General features: G+C 62.0%; 19 protein-coding genes. 8 read left to right on the forward strand and 11 right to left on the reverse strand.

The features are described 5' to 3' along the window. Positions 1 to 17: 17 nt before the first annotated feature. The 4 genes from kduD to NXC14_RS27665 form a co-directional block, all read right to left on the reverse strand. Positions 18 to 782, reverse strand: a complete 765-nt coding sequence (kduD, locus tag NXC14_RS27650; RefSeq protein ID WP_281064616.1) for a 2-dehydro-3-deoxy-D-gluconate 5-dehydrogenase KduD — start codon at positions 780 to 782, stop codon at positions 18 to 20. Continuing rightward, positions 779 to 1615: a 5-dehydro-4-deoxy-D-glucuronate isomerase gene (gene kduI / locus NXC14_RS27655; protein WP_085781185.1), complete on the reverse strand. Its 837-nt coding sequence runs from the start codon at positions 1613 to 1615 to the stop codon at positions 779 to 781. Before kduI ends, kduD begins: the two co-directional genes overlap by 4 nt. A 541-nt stretch (positions 1616 to 2156) precedes the next feature. After that, entirely contained in the window at positions 2157 to 2303 is a 147-nt protein-coding gene (locus NXC14_RS27660) for a DUF1127 domain-containing protein (RefSeq protein WP_085781186.1), read from the reverse strand. A gap of 163 nt (positions 2304 to 2466) precedes the next feature. Next, positions 2467 to 3441 carry a 3'-5' exonuclease gene (locus NXC14_RS27665; protein WP_085781187.1) on the reverse strand — a complete coding sequence of 325 codons (975 nt, stop codon included), beginning with the start codon at positions 3439 to 3441 and terminating at the stop codon, positions 2467 to 2469. Positions 3442 to 3558: 117 nt separating this feature from the next. Here NXC14_RS27665 and NXC14_RS27670 point away from each other — a divergent pair, with 117 nt between their 5' ends. Continuing rightward, complete coding sequence (locus tag NXC14_RS27670; protein WP_085781188.1) at positions 3559 to 4827, forward strand: NAD(P)/FAD-dependent oxidoreductase; 1269 nt, start codon at positions 3559 to 3561, stop codon at positions 4825 to 4827. Positions 4828 to 5036: 209 nt separating this feature from the next. Next, positions 5037 to 6068: an aldo/keto reductase gene (locus NXC14_RS27675; RefSeq protein ID WP_085781189.1), complete on the forward strand. Its 1032-nt coding sequence runs from the start codon at positions 5037 to 5039 to the stop codon at positions 6066 to 6068. A gap of 70 nt (positions 6069 to 6138) precedes the next feature. Here the strand turns inward: NXC14_RS27675 and NXC14_RS27680 are convergent, their stop codons facing one another. Beyond that, on the reverse strand, positions 6139 to 6993 hold the full coding sequence (locus NXC14_RS27680) for a helix-turn-helix transcriptional regulator (RefSeq protein WP_085781190.1): 855 nt from the start codon (positions 6991 to 6993) through the stop codon (positions 6139 to 6141). A 193-nt stretch (positions 6994 to 7186) separates the two neighbouring features. Between NXC14_RS27680 and NXC14_RS27685 the strand changes: the two genes are divergently transcribed. The 5 genes from NXC14_RS27685 to NXC14_RS27705 all read left to right on the forward strand — a co-directional run bounded on the left by NXC14_RS27685 (position 7187) and on the right by NXC14_RS27705 (position 12027). After that, positions 7187 to 8296: an ABC transporter ATP-binding protein gene (locus NXC14_RS27685; protein ID WP_085781191.1), complete on the forward strand. Its 1110-nt coding sequence runs from the start codon at positions 7187 to 7189 to the stop codon at positions 8294 to 8296. 37 nt (positions 8297 to 8333) lie between these two features. Continuing rightward, positions 8334 to 9494: a spermidine/putrescine ABC transporter substrate-binding protein gene (locus tag NXC14_RS27690; protein ID WP_085781192.1), complete on the forward strand. Its 1161-nt coding sequence runs from the start codon at positions 8334 to 8336 to the stop codon at positions 9492 to 9494. Between the two features lie 82 nt (positions 9495 to 9576). Then, on the forward strand, positions 9577 to 10443 hold the full coding sequence (locus NXC14_RS27695; RefSeq protein WP_085781193.1) for an ABC transporter permease: 867 nt from the start codon (positions 9577 to 9579) through the stop codon (positions 10441 to 10443). Next, the gene (locus NXC14_RS27700; RefSeq protein WP_085781194.1) at positions 10443 to 11252 is read left to right on the forward strand and encodes an ABC transporter permease; all 810 of its coding nucleotides are present in this window, start codon (positions 10443 to 10445) and stop codon (positions 11250 to 11252) included. Before NXC14_RS27695 ends, NXC14_RS27700 begins: the two co-directional genes overlap by 1 nt. 13 nt (positions 11253 to 11265) lie before the next feature. After that, the gene (locus tag NXC14_RS27705; protein ID WP_085781195.1) at positions 11266 to 12027 is read left to right on the forward strand and encodes an SDR family oxidoreductase; all 762 of its coding nucleotides are present in this window, start codon (positions 11266 to 11268) and stop codon (positions 12025 to 12027) included. Between the two features lie 130 nt (positions 12028 to 12157). Here NXC14_RS27705 and NXC14_RS27710 read toward each other — a convergent pair whose 3' ends face one another. Beyond that, positions 12158 to 13942: an APC family permease gene (locus NXC14_RS27710; protein ID WP_085781196.1), complete on the reverse strand. Its 1785-nt coding sequence runs from the start codon at positions 13940 to 13942 to the stop codon at positions 12158 to 12160. Positions 13943 to 14191: 249 nt separating this feature from the next. Between NXC14_RS27710 and NXC14_RS27715 the strand changes: the two genes are divergently transcribed. After that, positions 14192 to 16561: a DUF1989 domain-containing protein gene (locus NXC14_RS27715; RefSeq protein ID WP_085781197.1), complete on the forward strand. Its 2370-nt coding sequence runs from the start codon at positions 14192 to 14194 to the stop codon at positions 16559 to 16561. 59 nt (positions 16562 to 16620) lie between these two features. Here NXC14_RS27715 and minE read toward each other — a convergent pair whose 3' ends face one another. From minE to NXC14_RS27740, 5 genes are all read right to left on the reverse strand, one after another. Next, entirely contained in the window at positions 16621 to 16881 is a 261-nt protein-coding gene (minE, locus tag NXC14_RS27720; RefSeq protein WP_011428260.1) for a cell division topological specificity factor MinE, read from the reverse strand. Further along, positions 16878 to 17693, reverse strand: coding sequence for a septum site-determining protein MinD (gene minD / locus NXC14_RS27725; RefSeq protein WP_064684611.1), 816 nt, complete (start codon positions 17691 to 17693; stop codon positions 16878 to 16880). The genes minE and minD overlap by 4 nt, the downstream gene beginning before the upstream one ends. 31 nt (positions 17694 to 17724) lie before the next feature. Further along, positions 17725 to 18450, reverse strand: a complete 726-nt coding sequence (gene minC / locus NXC14_RS27730) for a septum site-determining protein MinC (RefSeq protein WP_085781198.1) — start codon at positions 18448 to 18450, stop codon at positions 17725 to 17727. A 210-nt stretch (positions 18451 to 18660) separates the two neighbouring features. Continuing rightward, positions 18661 to 19263, reverse strand: a complete 603-nt coding sequence (locus NXC14_RS27735; protein WP_085781199.1) for a PAS domain-containing protein — start codon at positions 19261 to 19263, stop codon at positions 18661 to 18663. A 176-nt stretch (positions 19264 to 19439) separates the two neighbouring features. Next, positions 19440 to 20777, reverse strand: coding sequence for an NAD(P)/FAD-dependent oxidoreductase (locus NXC14_RS27740; protein WP_085781200.1), 1338 nt, complete (start codon positions 20775 to 20777; stop codon positions 19440 to 19442). Positions 20778 to 20834 lie beyond the last annotated feature (57 nt).

Raw genomic sequence — 20834 nt, forward strand, 5'->3', positions numbered from 1 at the left:
GTGAGATGGCGAAGCGATCACCGCGCCAGCCAGCCACCGTCGACGGGCAGCACCGTCCCGTGCACGTAATCGGATGCGGGCGACGCCAGGAACACGGCGGCACCGGCAAGTTCGGACGGCGTTCCCCAGCGCCCGGCCGGAATACGGGCCAGGATGGCGGCGTTGCGATCGGGATCCTCACGCAGCGCCGTCGTGTTGTTGGTGACGAAATAACCGGGCGCGATGGCATTGACGTTGACGCCTTTGCCGGCCCATTCGCAGGCGAGCAGCTTTGTCAGCCCGGCAAGGCCGCTTTTGGAGGCGGTATAGGAGGGGATGCGAATGCCGCCCTGGAAGGAGAGCAGCGAGGCGATGTTGATGATCTTGCCCCTGCCCTTCTCGACCATGTGGCGGCCGGCCGCCTGCGACAGGAAGAAGGCCGTCTTCAGGTTGACGTCGATCACTGCGTCCCAATCTTCCTCGGTGAAGTCGAGCGCATCGGCACGGCGGATGATGCCGGCATTGTTGACGAGAATGTCGAGGCCGCCGAATGTCTGGGTCGTCTCGGCGACGATCCCCTTGACCGGTTCGATCGTGCCGAGATCGGCCTTGATGACATGGAAACGGCTTCCTGCCTGCTTCACCAGTGCCTCGGTTTCCTCCATCGAGGAGCGGCCGACCGCGACGATCGCCGCACCAGCCTCGGCCAGGGCGGCCGCGATGGCCTGGCCGATCCCGGTATTGGCGCCGGTGACCACGGCGGTTCTTCCGGAGAGGTCGAAGAGGTTTGCCACGGTGCTCACCTCAGATCCGCAATGGCGATATGATCCATGTCGGTAAAGCTCTTATTGTCGCCGGCCATCGCCCAGATGAAGCTGTAATTCTTGGTGCCGGCCCCCGAATGGATCGACCACGGCGGCGAGATGACGGCCTGTTCGTTGGCGACCAACATGTGCCGGGTCTGCTGCGGCTCGCCCATGAAATGGAAGACGCGTTGGTCGGCTTCGAGATCGAAATAGAGATAGGCTTCCATGCGCCGGTCATGCGTATGCGCCGGCATGGTGTTCCAGACGCTGCCCGGCTCAATCATGGTGAGGCCCAGGGTGAGCTGGCAGGACTGGCAGACCTCCGGGTGGATGAACTGATAGATCGACCGCTTGTTGGCCGTCGCGGCTTCGCCCGGCGTCAGGTGGCGCGCCTTCTCGCGGGTGAGCAGCACGGTCGGGTGCGCTTGGTGCGCCGGCGTCGAGACCAGATAGAACTTCGCCGGATTGGCAGCATCGGCACTCTCGAACTTGATGTCCTTGGAGCCCTTGCCGGCATAGAGGCAGTCATACTTGGCCAGGTCGTAGCTCGTGCCGTCGACGGTGATGCGGCCGGCGCCGCCGATGTTCAGGGCGCCGAGTTCACGCTCGGCGAGGAAGGTTTCCTGTCCGATCGCCGTCGGCGCCGTCAGCGTCAGCGCGGGGCCAAGCGGCGTGGCGCCGCCGATCACCATCCGGTCGTAATGGGAATATGTCAGCCGGATCTCGCCGCCTGCGAAAACGGTCTCCACCAGAAAGTGACGCCGCAGCGTTTCGGTGTCGTATTCGCGCACGGCCTCGGGGTGGGAGGCGTGCCTCACATCGATCTGCATGTCAATTTTCCTTCAGCTTCGTTGTCGTCACGCATCGTCGCTATTGCGCAAGCCCATCCGTCAGGCGTCTTCCGCTGCGGCGGTATCCGTTTGGTTACATAGTTGTACGACAAGTTTGGTGTCAACAGGTTTGTCCGGGACTTGGCTGAGCAGACGTAAAGCAATCGCCAGCGGCCGCTTTCGGCGCGGCCGGACACTCCTCGGCCGAAACGAAAAAAGCCTGCCGCGGGAGGAGGTGCGGCAGGCTTTCGATAAAAACCGAACGACAGCTGGGAGGAGGAGTGCTGCCGTTCCCGCAAGCGACCCTGGGAGGAGGATGGGGCGCCTGCATGTTCGAAGGGATGCGGGAGGAGGTGCATCGCTTCGATGAAATAATCATACTTATTTCCTGCTCAGATGATAGGCATTTCTTTGCAGGGCAGCTATGCGTTATGCGAAAAGCGGGGATCTCGCCATTTAACCGCCAAACGCCAAAAGCAAAGCGCCCGCTCGGGAGCAAGCAGGCGCTGGGCAAGTCTCGAAAATGGTGTCTATCTGGTCGTTAGCGGGCGATCGCTGCGCGCGCAACGTTGCGGATGTCGCCGCGGCCGATGCCAAGGTCGTCCAGTTCGCGGTTGGACATACGGCCCAGTTCAGCGACCGTCTGACGGTACTTGCGCCAATTGTTGAAAGAGCGTGCTACGTTCATGATGATCCCCTTTCCGTGGGCTTTCGAAGCCTAGCTGCCAGTCCTTGGCGCTTCGTTTGCTTCGATGCGCTGTATATAATACGGGACCCTCGGTTGTTGCAGCGCCAATGCATCACTGCACCTATGCGAAAACTGCATGGGTTCTAAAGCGCAGCGGTCGACGTCAGGCTTTGAAGCGGTCGAAGGCCGTCAGCCGGACGAGCGGCGGATCGGCCTCCCACCGGTAGATTTCCGACCGCAGAAAGGAAAGCTCGTCACCGAGATCGTCTTCGCCGACTTCGATCCACCAGGATTTCAGGCGGCCATCGCTTCCGTCGGACCAGCGGTAGCCCCTTGCCTTCAGATGATCCTTCATCTCGAATGGGCTGTGTTCGGCAAAGATGCGGATGCGGCAGCGCTGGCTGGCGCGGTACAGCTCGGCGAAGGGGCTTTCACCGTTGCCTTGCTGTCGATCGAGAATCTCCAGGAGCGCGTGGCAATCGTCCACCGCTCGGTGGCCTTCGTGGAAATAACCGGCCTGGCCGACGAGATAACCGAGCTTCGTGCCCTCGAAGCCGCGGGCGCTCCAGTCGATCTCCGAAACCGAGCACGCCCAGGCCTTGCCGGCGAAAATGGGTGAGAAGGCCTCGCAGAACGGCCGGTCGAACCCGGCATTGTGGGCAATGATGAGGTCCGCCGGTTCGATCAGGGCACCCAGTGAGGCAATGTCGATAACCTGTCCTTCGACCATGGCGTCGGTAATCCCGGTCAGCCTGGTAATGTCGGGCGGGATCGGCCTGGAGGGCTGCTGCAGGCCGCCATAGATGCCGACCACATCGCCGACCGCGCCGTCATCGTTGAAGGTGAAGGCGACGGCGCCGATTTCGATGATCTCGTCGCTGCGGTGATTGAGGCCCGTTGTCTCGGTATCTAGGATGACGCCGAGCCGCGAAAATCCAGGCTGTCTCGCCGCCGCGACCGGCCGGGGGGCGAGTTTCCTCAGGATCCGGTAATTGCCGCTCTCCTCGAGTGCGCGCGCCATGTCTTCAGCGGAGGGGGCCGGCGGTGACGGCCGCCGGCGCGATGGGCCGCGTGCTTCGGCCATTGCGGGCGATGCCTTGGCAAACATGTCGAGTTGCGAATCTCTGTGCACGCTCATCGAACCTGTATGTCACGGAGGCGCGGGCGAATCCATCGCCCGCGGCGCGCCATATCCAGCCCTTGCCTTTCATGGACAGGAAAGTTTAGCTGAACGCCAGCGGCTGAAGGAGAAACCATGCCCCGTGACGACATCATGGAGGCCGACGAAGACGTCGTCATCATCGGCGCCGGCGCTGCCGGTATTGCCGCTGCCCGACGCCTGCTGGCAATCCGGCCCGGTCTTACTGTCCTCCTGCTCGAAGCCGCTGACCGCCTCGGTGGCCGGGCCTGGACGGTCGGGCTGCCCGGAACCGGCGATGTGGGTTTCGATCTCGGTTGCGGATGGCTGCACGGGGCGCGGACCAACGCCTGGACGGAGATTGCAGGTGAGATCGGTCTGACGGTCGACCGCTCTCCGGCACCCTGGAACGGCGGGCGGCGGCTCCAGCGGGACGATGCGGAGATCCAGGCGGCGCAGCAGGCGATCGGCGCTTATTTCGAACGCCTCGAAAGCCATGAAGGCATGGACAGCGACCTGGCAGCAGAGCTCCAGCCGGACGGTCGCTGGAACGGCCAGATCCGGGCGATCGGCACTTACATCACCGGCGCAGAATTGGAGCGCTCGTCGATCGCCGACTACAACAGGTATGATCCGGGCGCCGGTCCCGACTGGCGTGTGCGGCAGGGCTACGGAACATTGATCGCGCTTTATGGTGCGCCGCTCCGGACAAGGCTTGGCGTCGAAGCAAGACGAGTCGACCACCGCCATGCCGGCCGTATCAGCATCGAGACGAGCCAGGGATTGATCACCGCCCGGACTGTGCTCGTCACTGTTTCCACGAACGTGCTTGCCGCCGGCAGGATCGCCTTCGATCCTCCCCTGCCCGACAAGATCGAAGCGGCAGCTCGTTTGCCGCTGGGGCTTGCCGACAAGCTCTTCCTCGGCCTCGCCGATCCGGAGGCAATGCCGGCGGATACGCATATGCTCGGCTCGACCAGTCGCGGTGCGACCGGCACCTATCAGCTGCGGCCGTTCGGCGCGCCAGTCGTCGAAGCCTATTTTGCCGGCGATCTCGCGCATGATCTGGAGCGAGCGGGGGCAGAGGCTGCCTTCTCCTTCGCCGCGGACGAGCTGGCGGCACAATTCGGCGCCGACATCCGCAAGCAGCTGTCGATGGCGGCGGTCTCGGCTTGGGCCGCGACGCCTCATATCGGCGGTTCCTATTCCTATGCGGAACCCGGCGCCTCCGATCTGCGCGGGGTCCTTGCCGCACCGCATGACGGGCGGATTTTCTTTGCCGGCGAAGCCTGTTCGCGCGCCCGTTATTCGACGGCACATGGCGCCTATGAGACCGGTGTTGCCGCCGCCGATCTGATCGTTGCTCTGTTTCGGCAACATCCGTAAACGTTGTCGGAAATATTTTTTCCCACTTGTCGCACGGGCGGGATTGGCTATTCTGCTCTCGCCCCCGCGCTACCCCAGCTTGGGGCGCTATACCTCATCCGGCGGCAGAGGCCGCTTCAAGCACGATATTGTCATTGATTGCAGGAGCCCCGGCTTCTACCCCGACGATTTTGCGCGTCGGCCGCGGGTATCCGCATGAGGAGGAAGACATGGATTATCGCAAGCTCGGTCCGAGCGGGACCGTCGTCACCGCCTATTGCCTCGGCACCATGACCTTTGGCGCGGAGGCCGACGAAGCGGCCTCGCACAAGCTGCTCGACGATTATTTCGCCTGGGGCGGCAATTTCATCGACACCGCCGACGTCTACAGTGCCGGCAAGTCGGAAGAGATCATCGGCCGCTGGCTGAAGGCGCGCCCGACCGAGGCCCGCCAGGCGATCGTCGCCACCAAGGGGCGTTTTCCGATGGGCAACGGACCCAACGATATCGGCCTGTCGCGCCGGCATCTCGGCCAGGCGCTCGACGACTCGCTGCGCCGCCTCGGCCTCGAGCAGATCGACCTCTACCAGATGCATGCCTGGGACGCGCTGACGCCGATCGAAGAGACGCTGCGCTTCCTGGACGATGCGGTTTCATCAGGCAAGATCGGCTATTACGGCTTCTCCAATTATGTCGGCTGGCATATCGCCAAGGCTTCGGAGATCGCCAAGGCGCGCGGTTATACGCGTCCGGTGACGCTGCAGCCGCAATACAGCCTGTTGGCGCGCGACATCGAGCTCGAAATCGTCGCGGCCTGCCAGGATGCCGGCATGGGTCTCCTGCCGTGGTCGCCGCTCGGCGGCGGCTGGCTCACCGGCAAGTACAAGCGGGACGAGATGCCGACCGGCGCCACCCGCCTTGGCGAGAACCCCAATCGCGGCAGCGAATCCTATGCGCCGCGCAACGCTCAGGAACGCACCTGGGCGATCATCGGCGCGGTCGAGGAGATCGCCAGAGCCCGCGGTGTCAGCATGGCGCAGGTGGCGCTCGCCTGGACGGCGGCGCAGCCGGCCGTGACCTCGGTCATCCTCGGCGCCCGCACCCCCGAACAGCTCGCCGACAATCTCGGCGCGATGAAGGTCGAACTCTCCAAGGAGGAGATGGCGAAGCTCAACGAGGTCAGCGCCCCGCAACCTCTGGACTATCCCTACGGCAAGGGCGGCATCAACCAGCGCCACCGCAAGATCGAAGGCGGCCGCTGAGCCCTCCGGCCGCAACTGAACGAAGCCTGTCTGCTTCATGCCGAAGCGGACAGGCCGTCCGGGTCGAGGCTTATCGACTCGTGCTTTGGGCTGCTGGTCGGTCGCCCGTGCTGCCGATTGTCTTCAGGTAGATCGATAAAAGCTGCGTCTGCGAGGAGATGCCGAGCTTGCGGTAGACGTTGCGGCGATGGACCTTCACCGTGCCCGTCGAGATGTTGAGCCTGAGGCCGATCGATTCCGAGGAATGTCCCTGCAATACCAGATCGACGATCGCGGTTTCGCGGCTCGTCAACTTGAGGTCGCGCCAGACAGTGTCGGCCGGCTGCAGCGCCTGCGCCGCCGCACCGCTTTTCCTCCCCTTTCGCAAGCCGGCATCGCGTTGCGCGTCGAAGCGGGCGCCGAGCCGCGGCCAGAAATGCCGGACAAGGCTCGCCACCAAAGGTTCGGCCTTTTTCAGAAGCGCGAATTCAGCCGGCGGAAACGGGCCGGTCTTTTCCCGGCGCATCAGCGACAGCACGACGGTGATATCGTCGTCGAGTGTCACGAAGAAGCCGATCTCCTCGGCAAGTCCCGTCTGGACATAATAGCTCCGGTAATATTCGCTGGAGAAGAAGCGGTCGGGCGCCAGCTCGCGCATGCGGAAGACGCCCGGGCGGCGCGCGCGGGCGGTATGGTAAAATGGATCGAGCAGGTACGGACCAACCTGATAGAGGGTGACGAAAACGACGTTTTCCTCTGGATCGAAGGTGCTGTAGAGATCAATCGGCCGCTCCTTGCCGCGATAGGCAAAAACCACGACATAATCGAAGCGCACCAGAGCCGCCATCATCCGGCGGAACGTCTCACCAAACTCCGCATCCGCCATGGCGGGCTTTCCGACGGTGACGTCGAAAGCCTGAAACAGCGCCTCGAGATCAATGCTCATCGATAGCCTCTCCAAACCGTCTCAGCAGGAATACGCTAAGTTTCATATACACCTTCCACGAAGAGATGTGAGGCAGAATACCTCTTTCGGGGTATATACCGCGCCGACGGCCCTGGCTTACTGTTTCCCCAACGACGGTGGCAAAAAGGCAGCGCTAGACTGCCCATACCAACCAACCGCAGGGAACAGACGCGTGGCATCCGCTTCGACGAACGATATCGAATTCCGTTCGGTCACCAAGAATTATGGCGCGGTGACCGCCGTGACCGACATAAATCTGAATGTACCGAAGGGGGCTTTTCTCGCTCTGCTCGGCCCTTCCGGCTGCGGCAAGACCACGTGTCTGCGCATGATCGGCGGCTTTGAGCAGCCGAGCGAGGGCGCCGTGCTGATCGACGGGCGGGAGATGAACGGCGTTCCGGCCTATCGTCGCCCCGTCAACATGGTCTTCCAGCATTATGCCCTGTTTCCGCATTTCAACGTGGAACAGAACGTCGCCTATGGCTTGCGGCAGATGCGGCCAAGGATTGCGGCGGCCGAGATCAATCGCCGCGCGGCAGAAGCGCTCGAGATGGTGCGGCTTGGCGGTTTCGCCAAGCGGCGCATCCACGAGATGTCCGGCGGCCAGCAGCAGCGGGTGGCCTTGGCGCGCGCGATCGTCAACCGGCCTTCGGTGCTGCTGCTTGACGAGCCGCTGGCCGCGCTCGACAAGAAGCTGCGCTCGGCCATGCAGATCGAATTGCAGACGTTGCAGCGCGAGCTCGGCATCACCTTCGTGCTCGTCACCCACGATCAGGAAGAAGCGCTGTCGATGGCGGACGTCGTCTGCGTCATGAGCGCTGGGCGCATTCGTCAGCTCGGTACGCCGCAAGAGGTCTACGACCGCCCGGCCGATCTTTTCGTCGCCGATTTCGTCGGCAAGACCAACCGGATCGGTGCGACGATGGAAACCGGTGGCACGACGCTGCGCCTTGGCGACGGTTCGGCGCTTGCAGCCATTGCCCGCCCTGGCCTTGCGACGGGCGACGTGATCGTTGCGATCCGTCCCGAGGCGATCCGGCTGACGCGGGCTGCGGTCGGCAGCACGTCCTTTGCCGGCACGGTCACGCACCGCATCTTCCTCGGCTCCTCGGCCGAATATGCCGTCACTGTTCCGGGTCTCGGCGATTTCCTCGTCACCGCCGACCGGCGCAGCATGAATGAGAGCGATCTGGTCGAGCCAGGTGAAGCGGTTTTCCTCGGCTTCGATCCCGATATGGCCCACGTTTTTCCAGGCGAGGTTTCTTCACCCCAAGTTTCATAAGCATCGAATGCATAAACCAGAACAAGGGAACAGCATCATGAGCAAGGACTACAAGGATCATCTGCCTATTACGCCTGAAGGCTTCATGGACGAGTTCATGCGCCTGAAGCGCGGCTCCGTCAGCCGCCGCCACTTCCTCGGCGTCACCGGCCTCGGGCTTGCGACCGCCGTGCTGTCGCGTTTCCCCGGTGCCCTGTCGACGCCCGCCTACGCCGAGGACCTCGGTACCCAGATGTCGATCGCCACCTGGCCGAACTACCATGACCCTGCGACCTTCGAGAATTTCAAGGCGGCGACTGGCGTTGCCGTGGAGGTCAACGTCTTCGGCTCCAATGAGGAAATGCTGGCCAAGCTCCAGGCGGGCGCCTCCGGCTGGTCACTCTTCGTGCCGACCAACTACACGATCTCCACCTACCACAAGCTCGGCCTGATCGACGAACTCGATCTCTCCAAGATACCGAATTTCAGCCAAGCGACGGAAAATCCGCGCTTCACCAAGGAAGGCATGATCGACGGCAAGACCTATGCCGTGCCGAAGAACTGGGGTACGACCGGGTTCTCGGTCAATACCGCGAAGATCAAGACCAAGCTTTCGAGCTGGAAGGACTTCTTTGACATCGCCCAGACGGAAGCCGACGGCCGCGCCATGGTGCACGACTATCAGTTGACGACGATCGGCAGCGCGCTGGTGTCGCTCGGCTACGATTTCAATTCGATCAAGGCGGACGAACTCGCCAAGGCCGAGGAACTGCTGATCAAAGTCAAACCGCACCTTTTCGCCATCAACAGCGACTACCAACCGGCCATGCGCGCCACCGACGCCTGGCTCACCATGTGCTGGACCAATGACGGGGCGCAGCTCAACCGTGACGTTCCGGAGATCGCCTATGTGCTTGGCACCGACGGCGGCGAGATCTGGACCGACTATTACGCCATCCCGAAGGACGCGCCGAACAAGGCGGCGGGTTACGCGCTGCTCAACTACCTCATGGATCCGGCCAATGCCGTCAAGGAGCACGTCGCCAATGGCGCACCGACGACCGACAGCCGGGTCATCGCGCTGCTGCCGAAGGAGATCACGGCGAACAAGATCGTCTATCCGGATGAGGCTTCATTGACGCCGCTGGAATTCGGGGCGGCGGTTACATTGACCGATCCCGGCCGGGCGGAGCTGATGGCGCGTTTCAAGTCGGCTTGATCGCCGTTCCCAACTCCGGCCCCGCCGCCTTGGCGCGAGGGGCCGGTCTCGTGCCTAGAATCGTCGGATAAAGAACCTTTCGATGCCTTTTGCTCCTGAAACCAATCGGCGCCTTGTCACCGCGGCTCTTGTCGGTCCGGCCAGCATCTGGCTGTTCGTGTTCCTGGTGCTGCCCTTCATCGCCATCATCGTCTTTGCCTTCGGCGAGCGGGCGCCCGAAGGTGGTTATCAGGCGGCTTTTACCTTTGCGCAATTTGCCAATCTTGGTTCGCGCGCCGCAGCCTTCAAGAACACGCTGATCCTTGCGCCGATCGGCGCCTTCGCCTGCCTGCTCGTCGCCTATCCGGTTGCTTATTACCTCGCCGTCAAGGCGAGCGCCAAATACCGGCTGCTGCTGGTCTCCCTCGTCGTCGTGCCCTTCTGGACGAGCCTTCTCGTGCGCACCTACGCCTGGATGTACATCTTGGGCGCCCGCGGCATTCCGCATCTCCTGGAGATGGTCGGCATCGAAAATGTCAGGCTGCTGAACACACCGGGCGCCGTGCTGCTAGGCATCGTCTACGGCTACCTGCCGCTGATGATCATGCCGGTCTATGTGAGCCTCGAAAAGCTCGACCGCCGCCTTCTGGAGGCCTCCGCCGATCTCGGCGCGCGGCCGCTTTCGACCTTTTTCGGCATCACGCTGCCGCTGTCGCTTCCCGGCGTGATGACCGGCATCGCCCTCGTTACCATCCTGCTGCTCGGCGAATATCTGATCCCGCAGTTGCTTGGCGGCGGCAAAGTCTTCTTCATCGGCAATGCGCTGGTCGATCTCTTCCTGCAGTCGCGCAACTGGCCGTTCGGCTCTGCGATCGCCGTCACTCTCGTCGTTGTCGTCGTCATCGTGCTGTTGATTGCCATGCGCATCGCCTGGCGCGTTGCCGGTACGCGCCAAGTGGATCTCGTCTGATGCGCGCGCTGGTCACCGCAGTCTACCTGTTCCTCTATACGCCGATCGCGCTTGTCGTGCTGTTCTCCTTTAATGCCGGCCGCAATGCCAGCGATTTCACCGGCTTCTCGACTCAATGGTATGGCAAGGCGCTTGCCAACACCTTCCTGATGGAAGCGCTGCAGAACAGCCTGGCCATCGCCTTTACCAGTGCCGGGCTGGCGGCCATTTTCGGCACAATGGCGGCGATCGGCATGGAGCGGCTCGGCGCCCGGGCGCGAGCGGTCTTCGACGGGCTGTTCGCTGCGGCGATCGTCGTTCCCGGCGTCGTTATCGGCATTGCGACCCTGGTGGCGCTGGTCGAGGTCTTCGGCTTCGTCAATCCGCTGATTGCCGCCGTATGGCCAGGCGAACAGGCGCCGAAGCTATCACTCGGCTATGGCTCGATCATCGCCGCCCACGGCCTCTTCACCATGGCGCTGGTGACAATGATCGTCAAAGCACGCATCGCCAGCCTCGGCCGTGACATCGTCGAAGCGTCGAGCGATCTCTACGCCACGCCATTGACCACTTTTCGCCAGATTGTGCTGCCGCAGATCCTGCCGTCAATCCTGGCCGGTTTTCTGCTCGCCTTCACCTTCTCCTTTGACGATTTCATCATCGCCTTTTTCGTCGCAGGCTCGAACACGACACTGCCGATTTATGTCTTCGCCTCGATCCGTCGTGGCGTGACGCCGGAGATCAACGCCATCGCCACGATGGTGCTTGTCGCATCGCTGGGACTAATCCTCATCGCGCGCTTTCTGATGCGCGAGAAAACAACAAACTGAACGGGAAACACCAATGATTCTTGAAAATCGCGTCGCGATCGTCACCGGAGCGGGCTCGGGCATCGGCCAGGCCGGCGCGCAGATCATGGCAGGAGAAGGTGCTTTCGTCGTCGTGGCCGACCTGAATGCCGCCAGTGCCGCCGAAACCGTCCGCCGGATTGAGGCCGCCGGCGGCAGGGCTGAGTGCCTTGTTCTCGACGTCACCGACGACACGGCACTCGAAGCCGGCATCGCTGCGGTCGCCGAACGTCACGGCCGGATAGACATCCTCCACAATCACGCCGGCGCACAGGTGGCGGGCGATCTGGAGCAGGTCGCTGTCGAGGGTTTCGACAGGTCCTGGACCCTGAATGTCCGAGCGCATTTCATGGCGGCTCGCTTCGTCATGCCGCTGATGAAGAAGGCGGGCCGCGGCGTCATCCTCAACACCTCTTCCTCGTCGGGCGTACTCTACGATCGCGAGATGATTGCCTATACGACGACGAAACATGCGGTCATCGCGATGACCCGGCAGATGGCCGGCGACTACGCCAGGTTCGGCATCCGCGTCAACGCGCTCTGCCCGGGCTGGGTGGATACGCCGTTCAACGAACCCTTCATCGCCCAGATGGGCGGCCGCGGCGCGATCGAGGCCTATGTCGCCGAGAAGGTGCCGCTCGGACGCTGGGCTGATGTCTCCGAAATCGCCGAGCCCATTCTCTTCCTGGTCTCGGACCGCTCGTCCTACATGACCGGGCAGATTCTCGTCGTCGACGGCGGCGAGACCATTGTCTGACGGTGGTGGAATGGGTTTGCCCCTAGGTCGGATCGGCTGACCCTCATCGGATCAAATCAAAGAATCAGCGTATGAAAAAGCCGCCATGTTTCCATGGCGGCTTGGTGGCTTTTCTGCTTGGGAGGCGATTTTAAGCCGGAAGCTGAAAGAACCAATTGGCGAAAAGGACGATTGCCAGGCCGCCTACAAGTGCGAGATAGGGCAGCATGCCGGCTTTCCTGACGCCGAGATCCTGGCCGATGAGGCCGAGATCCTCCATCGCGCCTGCCGGGAACTTGCCGCCGTCGCGGACATAGTGGCGATAGGCGAAGACCGGCAGGATCAGGGCGGCGAAGATGAAGCCGACCCAGAGCGCATTGGAGTAACCCCAGACCTTGGCGCCGGCGCCGAGGAAGAGCGCGTTGACAAAGGCGAGCACGGTGTTGAGGCCGATCAGCCAGCTCGGCGCCTTCCAAGGGCGTTCGATATGGCCGGAATCTATCCGGTGGATCCAGCCGGAATTCAAGTTCAGGAAGTTGAAGATGATGTAGCCGACATTCGAGACGGCAAGCACGAAGAAATAGCCGCCGGCATCCGAAGCGATCGCCAGGAGGAAGAGGTTAAAGGCGAAGTCGGTCCACATGGCCCGCGTCGGGGCTCCGTGCTCGTTGGCATGGTCGAGATATTTCGGCAGCCAGCCGTCCTTCGAGCCCTGGTAGAGCGTGCGCGAGGAACCGGCCATCGCCGTCATGATGGCGAGGAAGAGCGCCAAGATCATGAGGACGACGAGCAATTGGGTGATGACCCGGCCCGCGCCGATCAGGCCGCCGAGCGCTTCGGCAACGCCCGTGCCGTCGACGATGCCCGGGGCGAGCATACCGGCATGGCCGAGAACGCCCTGGAAGGCGAAGGGTACCAGGAAGAAGAACAGGCAGCAGGCAAGGCCGGAATAGAAGATCGCCTTGAATGTGTCGGTCTTCGGGTTCTTCAGTTCCCGGGTGTAGCAGACCGCCGTCTCGAAGCCGTAGGTCGACCAGGCGGCGATGTAGAGACCCCCGAGGAAGAGCGTCCAGCCGCCGTTGCTCCAGGTGCCGTCGGAGGCAGTATAGGCGGCCGTCGGCGGCAACAGGCCGGTGACGTTGGCGGCGACGACCTGGCCGCTGATGATCGGGTAGAGGCCGATGATCAGCAGCGGCACCAGCACGATGATCGCCAGCCACTTCTGCACGCTTGCGGTTTCCGAGATGCCGCGATGCTGGATCGCGAAGATGATCAGCATCAGGATGCCGCCGATGAAGAAGGTGGCGTTGATGTTGGCGGTGGCGAGGTATGGAATGCTGAAGCTTGCGAGCGACCAACTGCGGATCGCCGGCGTAAGCGCCGCGACGCCGTCGGCGCCGAGCAGCGCCTTGACGGCATCATCAGGCGTCGTGCCGGCATGGGCTGCAATATATTCGGCGACGCGGGGGCTGTCGGCCGCAACGGAAGCGGCATGCGCGGCGATCCAGTCGAGGACCATTTGCGAATCGGCTGCGGGAATCGGGAAAAATGCATTGAGAATATAACCGGCGGCGATGGCGCAGCCGAGCGAAAGCACCGGCGACCAGGCAAACCAGTTGCACCAGACCGACAGGGGCGCGATGAATTTTGAATAGCGCAGCCAGGCGGTGGCGCCGTAGACGGAGGCTCCGCCGGATTTGTTGCCGAACATGCCGGCGATCTCGGCATAGGTGAAGGATTGCAGGAAACCTATCACCATCGAGATGATCCAGACGACGAAGGCGAGCTTGCCCGTCGTGCCTGCGATGCCGCCAATGGAGAAGAGAACGAGAGGCGGCACGCCCGCAGCCACCCAGAATGCGCCCTTCCAGTCCAGTGCGCGTATAAGCTTACCTTCGGTGCCGGATGCAATTCCGGCCTCCACAATATCTGTCATCGGTGAAATTCCCCATTCGATTGTTCCGGACGTATCTCTGTACGTCTCCCTGAACGTGTCTCCCTGACCGTCTCAAGCCCGCTCGGATGATTTTGGTGATCCGCGCTCCCGACGGACCCTCCGAGTCTGAACTCTTGATGCATAGTGAAGATATTTTCTTTTTAGTCAACATCACTTTACTTTCCACAGGCATTTTGTAACCTGTATGGGTGTATGCCGAAGGGCATGCCGATCGCCCAAGAGGGTAGAATGCGAGAACTTTATCCTGTCATGTCGGGCCCCCGAACGGTCGTTCCGAGCCTCGTCCATTATCCCGGTAATCCCGCCCTGCCGGAGGGCATGGAACGTTACCGGGCAAAGGGTGGCGGATCGGTCGTCGTGCGCGTGGAGGTGGGGGACCGCGTGAGCGTCATCGACAGCGAAGGCGGGCAGATCTGCGAACTCTCCTTCCTTGACGAAAAAGGCCGCTTCCAGGCAGCCGGTCTCGGAACGCCATTCAGCAATTCAGCCGAGGGTTTGAAGGCCATTCTTCAGGCGGAGGATGAGAGTGCTGCCCGCACGCGCGCGGCACTTCAACGGCGCGGGGCCGATCTCGCAGCCGCCGGAGCGCTCCGCATCTTCGGAGCAGGATCGACCCCGGGCAGCCCGGCAGAGTTCACGATTGCCATGAAGGGTCTGCTGATCGTTGCGGCACCCGCCAGCGCCATGTCGCCAGAGGCGCAGGATACGGCGACGCCGATTGAGATCCGGATCAAGCGCAGCCTGCTCATTCGCGACTATGCCTCCGCCCTGCCGGAACCGGCGGCCGATCCGATCGAGGACATCCGCATCCGGGCGGCAAGCGCAGCCGCTTATTTCGTGCGCGCCGGCGAATTCATTCAGATCATCGACGTCTATGGGCGCCAGTGTACCGATTTCCAGGCCTTTGCCGCCCGCAAGGTCGACAAGGGGCTCGATCTTGCGCTCGATTCGACCGTCACCCGCACCCTGCTCGGCCGCAGCTATCCCACGCCCGGCCTGCCGTCCAAGGCCTTCGACCGTGACTTCGAGCCGCTGGTCGAGGTCGTCCAGGATACCGTCGGCCGCCACGACGCTTTCGCGACCGCCTGCAATTCGCGCTATTACGACGACATGGGTTATCCCGGCCACGTCAACTGCACGGACAACTTCAACGCGGCGCTGGCGCCTTACGGCATCGCCGGGCGCAAGGGCTGGGAAGCGCTGAACTATTTCTACAACACCAATATCGATCCCAACAACCAGCTCTATCTCGACGAGCCCTGGTCGCGTCCCGGCGATTACGTGCTGATGCGGGCGCTGACCGATCTCGTCTGCGTCTCATCGTCCTGCCCTGACGATATCGATGCGGCGAACGGCTGGGATCCGACGGATATCCACGTCCGTACCTTTTCCGGAAAAGAGAAATTCTCACGAGCGGTAGCCTATCGCATGACCCCAGATGCCGAAGCCGAACTGACGCGCGAAACAGCCTTCCACCCACGCCTGTCGGCATTGACGCGAGATTTTACGGAATATCGCGGCTACTGGTTGCCGAACCGCTTCTCGTCCGAAGGTCCGGTCGAGGAATACTGGGCCTGCCGCGAGCGCGCCGCCGTCATCGATCTCTCGCCCTTGCGGAAGTTCGAAGTGACGGGCCCGGACGCCGAGGAACTGCTGCAATACTGCCTGACGCGCGATGTTCGCAAACTCTCGACCGGCCAGGTCGTCTATTCCGCGATGTGCTACGAAAATGGCGGCATGATCGATGACGGCACGCTCTTCAGGCTCGGCGACAAGAACTTCCGCTGGATCGGCGGCGATGATTTCAGCGGCATATGGCTGCGTCAGCAAGCCGAGAAGAAGGGCTTCAAGGCCTGGGTTCGATCATCGACCGACCAATTGCACAATATCGCGCTGCAAGGCCCGAGGAGTCGCGATATCCTGAAGGAGATCATCTGGACGGCGCCGCGCCAGCCTGCGATCGGCGAGCTCGAATGGTTCCGCTTCGCGGTCGGCCGCATCGGCGGCTTCGAGGGCGCCCCGGTCGTGGTCTCGCGCACCGGCTATACCGGCGAACTCGGCTACGAGATCTTTTGTCATCCGAAGGATGCGCTGACGGTGTTCGACGCCGTCTGGGAGGCAGGCCAACCGCACGGGCTGAAGCCGATGGGGCTGGAAGCGCTCGACATGGTCCGCATCGAGGCGGGCCTGATATTTGCCCACCACGAATTCACCGACCAGACGGACCCCTTCGAAGCCGGCATCGGCTTCACCGTGCCGCTGAAATCCAAGCAGGACGATTTCATCGGCCGCGAAGCGCTGATCCGGCGCAAGGAGCATCCGCGCCATCTGCTCGTTGGCCTTGATATCAAGGCCAACGAGGCGGTCGGCCATGGTGACTGCATCCATATCGGCCGGGCCCAGATCGGCGTCGTCACCAGCGCCACGCGCTCGCCTGTTCTCGGCAAGACGATCGCGCTCGCCCGTATCGACGTGATGCATGCAAGCCCGGGCACCGAGGTCGAGATCGGCAAGCTCGACGGCCACCAGAAGCGCCTGCCGGCGACGATCGTGCCGCTTTCGCATTACGATCCGCAGAAGGCGCGCCCGCGATCGTAACCCACTTCGTGTTCAGGAGACGACGATCGGTTCCGTCCGTCGTCTCCCGGATCTTGCCCTCAAGCGGCCTGTACGGCTGCGTTCAGCGGGATTTCCACGTCGATCTCAAGAGTGGAGACAAACTCGTTGCGGTCGATCGTCACCTGCACCTTGTCGTGGTCGAGCTCGACATGCTTTGCGATTACCGCAAGGATTTCCTCGCGCAGCAGCGAAACAAGGTCCGATCCTGCCGATGAGCGTTCGTGTGCAAGGAGCACCTGCAAGCGTTCGCGGGCGGCGGGTGCCGTTCTCTGCTTGTTGAATAGACGGAAAATGTTCATGCTGCCCTCCGTCCGAAGATCTTGCCGAAAAGATTGCGCTTTTCCTCGGGGATCGTGATCGGCAAGGTTTCGCCGGCGAGCCGGCGAGCCGCATCGAAATAAGCCATCGCAGCCGCGCTGCGGCTTTCCGCCAGCGTCACCGGCGCACCGATGTTGGAGGCGCGCAGCACATCCATGCTCTCCGGCACGATGCCGAGGAGCGGGATGGAGAGGATCTCCAGAACGTCGTCGACCTTCAGCATGTCGCCGCGCTCAGCGCGGTTGGCGTCGTAGCGGGTGAGCAGCAGATGCTTTTCCATCCGCTCGCCGCGTTCGGCCTTGGCGGTCTTGGCATCGAGCAGGCCGATGATCCGATCGGAATCGCGCACCGACGAGACTTCCGGATTGGTGACGACGACGGCTACGTCGGCATGGCGCATGGCAAGTGTCGCGCCACGCTCGATCCCGGCGGGGCTGTCGCAGATGATCCAGTCGAAGTAGCGCTTCAGATCGTTGATGACGCGCTCGACGCCCTCGGCTGTCAGATTGTCTTTGTCCCGGGTTTGGGAGGCCGGCAGCAGGAACAGCGTCTCCAACCGCTTGTCGCGGATCAGCGCCTGGGTGAGCTTGGCGTCGCCCTGGATGACGTTGATCAGGTCGTAGACGACCCTGCGTTCGGCGCCCATCACGAGGTCGAGATTGCGCAAGCCGACGTCGAAATCGACGACGACGACCTTTTCATTGCGTTGCGCCAGCGCCGCTCCCAATGCGGCGGTCGAGGTCGTCTTTCCGACCCCGCCCTTGCCTGACGTGACGACGATCACTTTCCCCATTTCTCTCTCCTTTGCCGTGGCCGCAGCCGAGTCAGATCAGTTTTTCCGCCATGATCGCGTCCTCTTCGAGCCAGAGCTGAACAGCCTGTCCACGAAGATTGGGGGCCATGTCTTCCGCCATTTTGTAGATGCCGTCGATTGCGACGAGCTCAGCCTCGAGCTTGCGGCAAAAGATTCGCGCCGATGCGTTTCCGATGGAGCCGGCCATGGCTCGGCCGCGCAACGCGCCGTAGATATGGACGGAGCCGCCGGCGATCACCTCGGCGCCCGAGGCGACCGAGCCAACGATGGTGACGTCGCCTTCCGGGAAGATCACCGACTGCCCCGAGCGCACCGGTTCCCTGATGACGATGGATTGCGTTGTCGTTACGCGGCGGGTCTCGGTCGCTGCCGGCTTGGCCGCCGAATCGGCAGGCTCGTTCGGCTGAACCTCAATGTCGGAGGCGGAGCGGCCGCCTTTCAGCGCCGGAGGCATGCCCGCGCCCAGAATCGACGGCCGGGCGCCCTCGATCCCCATGATGCTGACATTGCGCTTGGCAAGTTCGGCGATCAGATCCTTCAGCTGCGGCCGGTCGATTTGCAGGTCCGACAAATCGAGCACGACGGGCCGTCCGAGGAAGAAGCCGGCCGAACGGGCAGCCAGATCGTCTAGTCTGGTCAGCCAATCATCGATCGGCAGATCTGGGGTTAGCATGACCGCCAGGAAAGAGCGGCCCTTGATGCGGATAGAGCGAGCGTCTGTTAGCACTTTGGTCATCTATGTGAAGAAATCGTTGACCATGTCTACCGCCGGTATGGTTAACAAAAGGTTAACGCGGCCTTAACATTCCCTGCAACGGCACGAGCTTTTTCGCGGGCGGGATTGTACCAACTCATTGGAATTACAGCGCGACTAGAAGATGCTCGACATAGTTAACCGGACGGCCTTCATCGTGAGCCGCAAATTCAACCATCGCTTGGGTAACGATCAGCCTTGCGCCTTGCGTTGGGCGTCGGAAATGGCGCGTGCGGCCTCTTCCGAGGAGTTGGCGAGCGTTCGCATCTCGGCGGCAAGCACCGCAAAGCCCGATCCGGCGGTCCCGGCGCGCGCGGCCTCGATGCCAGCATTGACGGCGAGCAGCTTGAGATAGCGCAGCGACTGCAGGATCTCGTTGGTTTTCGAGGCGGTGACGCGCATGTCGGCGGTCTGTTCGTCGATTCGCTGATAGAGCGATTCGATATTGATGATGCTGCCCTCGAGATAGAGAAGTTCACCCTTCTCGTCCCAGATGCCGCCACCGGTCTCGGTCACCCAGATGAGATGGCCCTTGGCGTGGCGGATGCGGTATTCCATCGTCCAGTCCGTCCGCTGCTCGAGCGCCCGCCCGACCACCTCGTCCATCAAAGGCACGTCTTCCTCGTACATGATCGAGGTGAAAGTCCGTGTCCTGTTGCCGATGATTTCGTCGGCGGGGTAACCGAAAATGCGCTCGATGCCGTTGGTCATCTCTAGCATCGTGTAGTTTTCGTCGGCGCGGCAGCGGTAAAGAAAACCGCTCATGCGCCCGAGAATGCTCGTTTGGAAATCCATGAAGGCCTCGCTCGAAAGGAGGAGTTGCGAATTGGATTACTCACTTCACTTTAAACGTTGGAGGAGCCGCAACGAACGGCTCTCTTCCTGCCATGCGGGGCCGTAGCACATTGAATTTGCCGAATGATTTTATCCGAAAATCGATTCGGACCTAATAAATATGCGGCATGCCGTCTTCAGTTGCGCAGATATTCCTCCATGGAATCGTCCAGCGCCTCGACCCACGGCGTATGATGCTTCGGCGACATGTTGCCGGTCATGAGCGACCGGTAGGCATGGTCGCGGAAGCCCATGATGTTGTGGGCCTTGTGATGTTCCCATTCCATGAAGGTCCGGTTGGTACCCTCGATGTCGAAGGAGGGATAATCGGTCTCGGCGAGCAGTTCCTTCACGTAGTCGCCCTGATACCAGATCATCTGCTCGGCATCTTCGAGCGTCTCCTCGCGGGCGCGCCACATGTCGAAATTCGCCTTCAGTTCCTCTTCCGGCGGCAGGGTGATGCGGCCCATCATCACGTCGCGCGCCCACCAGGCCTGAACGTCGAACATGTTGAAAGTATAGAACTGGTCCTGCATGCCGATATAGAAGAGCTGCGGGTTCTTGTCGAAGATCACGCCCTTGTAGAGGCTGTCGGCCCACAGGCGGTTGGCCGTCTTCAGCCGGAGGTCGTCGGGCAGGAAGGGGAAATGGTGCTGGTATCCGGTGCAGAGGATCAGGGCGTCGACTTCCTTACTCGACCCGTCGAGGAAATGCGCGGTGCGGTTTTCGAGCTTGGTCAGCAGCGGCCGTTCTTCGAAATTCTCCGGCCATTTGAAGCCCATCGGCTTCGAGCGGTAGCTCGTCGTCACCGATTTCGCGCCGTATTTCCAGCACTGCGAACCGATGTCTTCCGCCGAATAACTGCGGCCGACGATCAGGATGTCCTTGCCCTTGAACTCGAGTGCGTCGCGGAAATCATGAGCGTGCAGGACGCGGCCGTTGAAGGTCTTGACGCCCTCGAAATAAGGCACGTTCGGGGTCGAGAAATGGCCTGATGCAACGACGACATAGTCGAATTCCTCGTCATACATCCGGTCTTCGATGCGGTTATGCGCCGTCACCGTGAATTTCTTCGTGGCCTCATCGAAGCGGACCATGCGCACCGGCGTGCTGAAGCGCACCCAGTGACGGACATTCGCCTTCTCGACGCGGCCCTTGATATAGTCCCAGAGCACGGCGCGAGGCGGATAGGAGGCGATCGGTTTGCCGAAATGCTCCTCGAAGGAATAGTCGGCGAATTCGAGGCATTCCTTCGGGCCGTTCGACCAGAGATAGCGATACATGCTGCCATGGACCGGTTCGCCATATTCGTCGAGGCCGGTGCGCCAGGTATAGTTCCAGAGCCCGCCCCAGTCCGACTGCTTTTCGAAGCAGACAATCTCCGGGATTTCGGCGCCCTTCTGGGCAGCCGATTGAAAGGCGCGCAGCTGCGCAAGCCCGGAAGGACCGGCACCGATCACGGCTACTCTTGTCATGAAGCATTCCCCTTTTGATTATATGGCATCGTCTCCTGGATAATTCCTCGAATTGAA

Origin of the sequence: Rhizobium sp. NXC14 (assembly GCF_002117485.1) — a bacterium.
Lineage (GTDB): Bacteria > Pseudomonadota > Alphaproteobacteria > Rhizobiales > Rhizobiaceae > Rhizobium.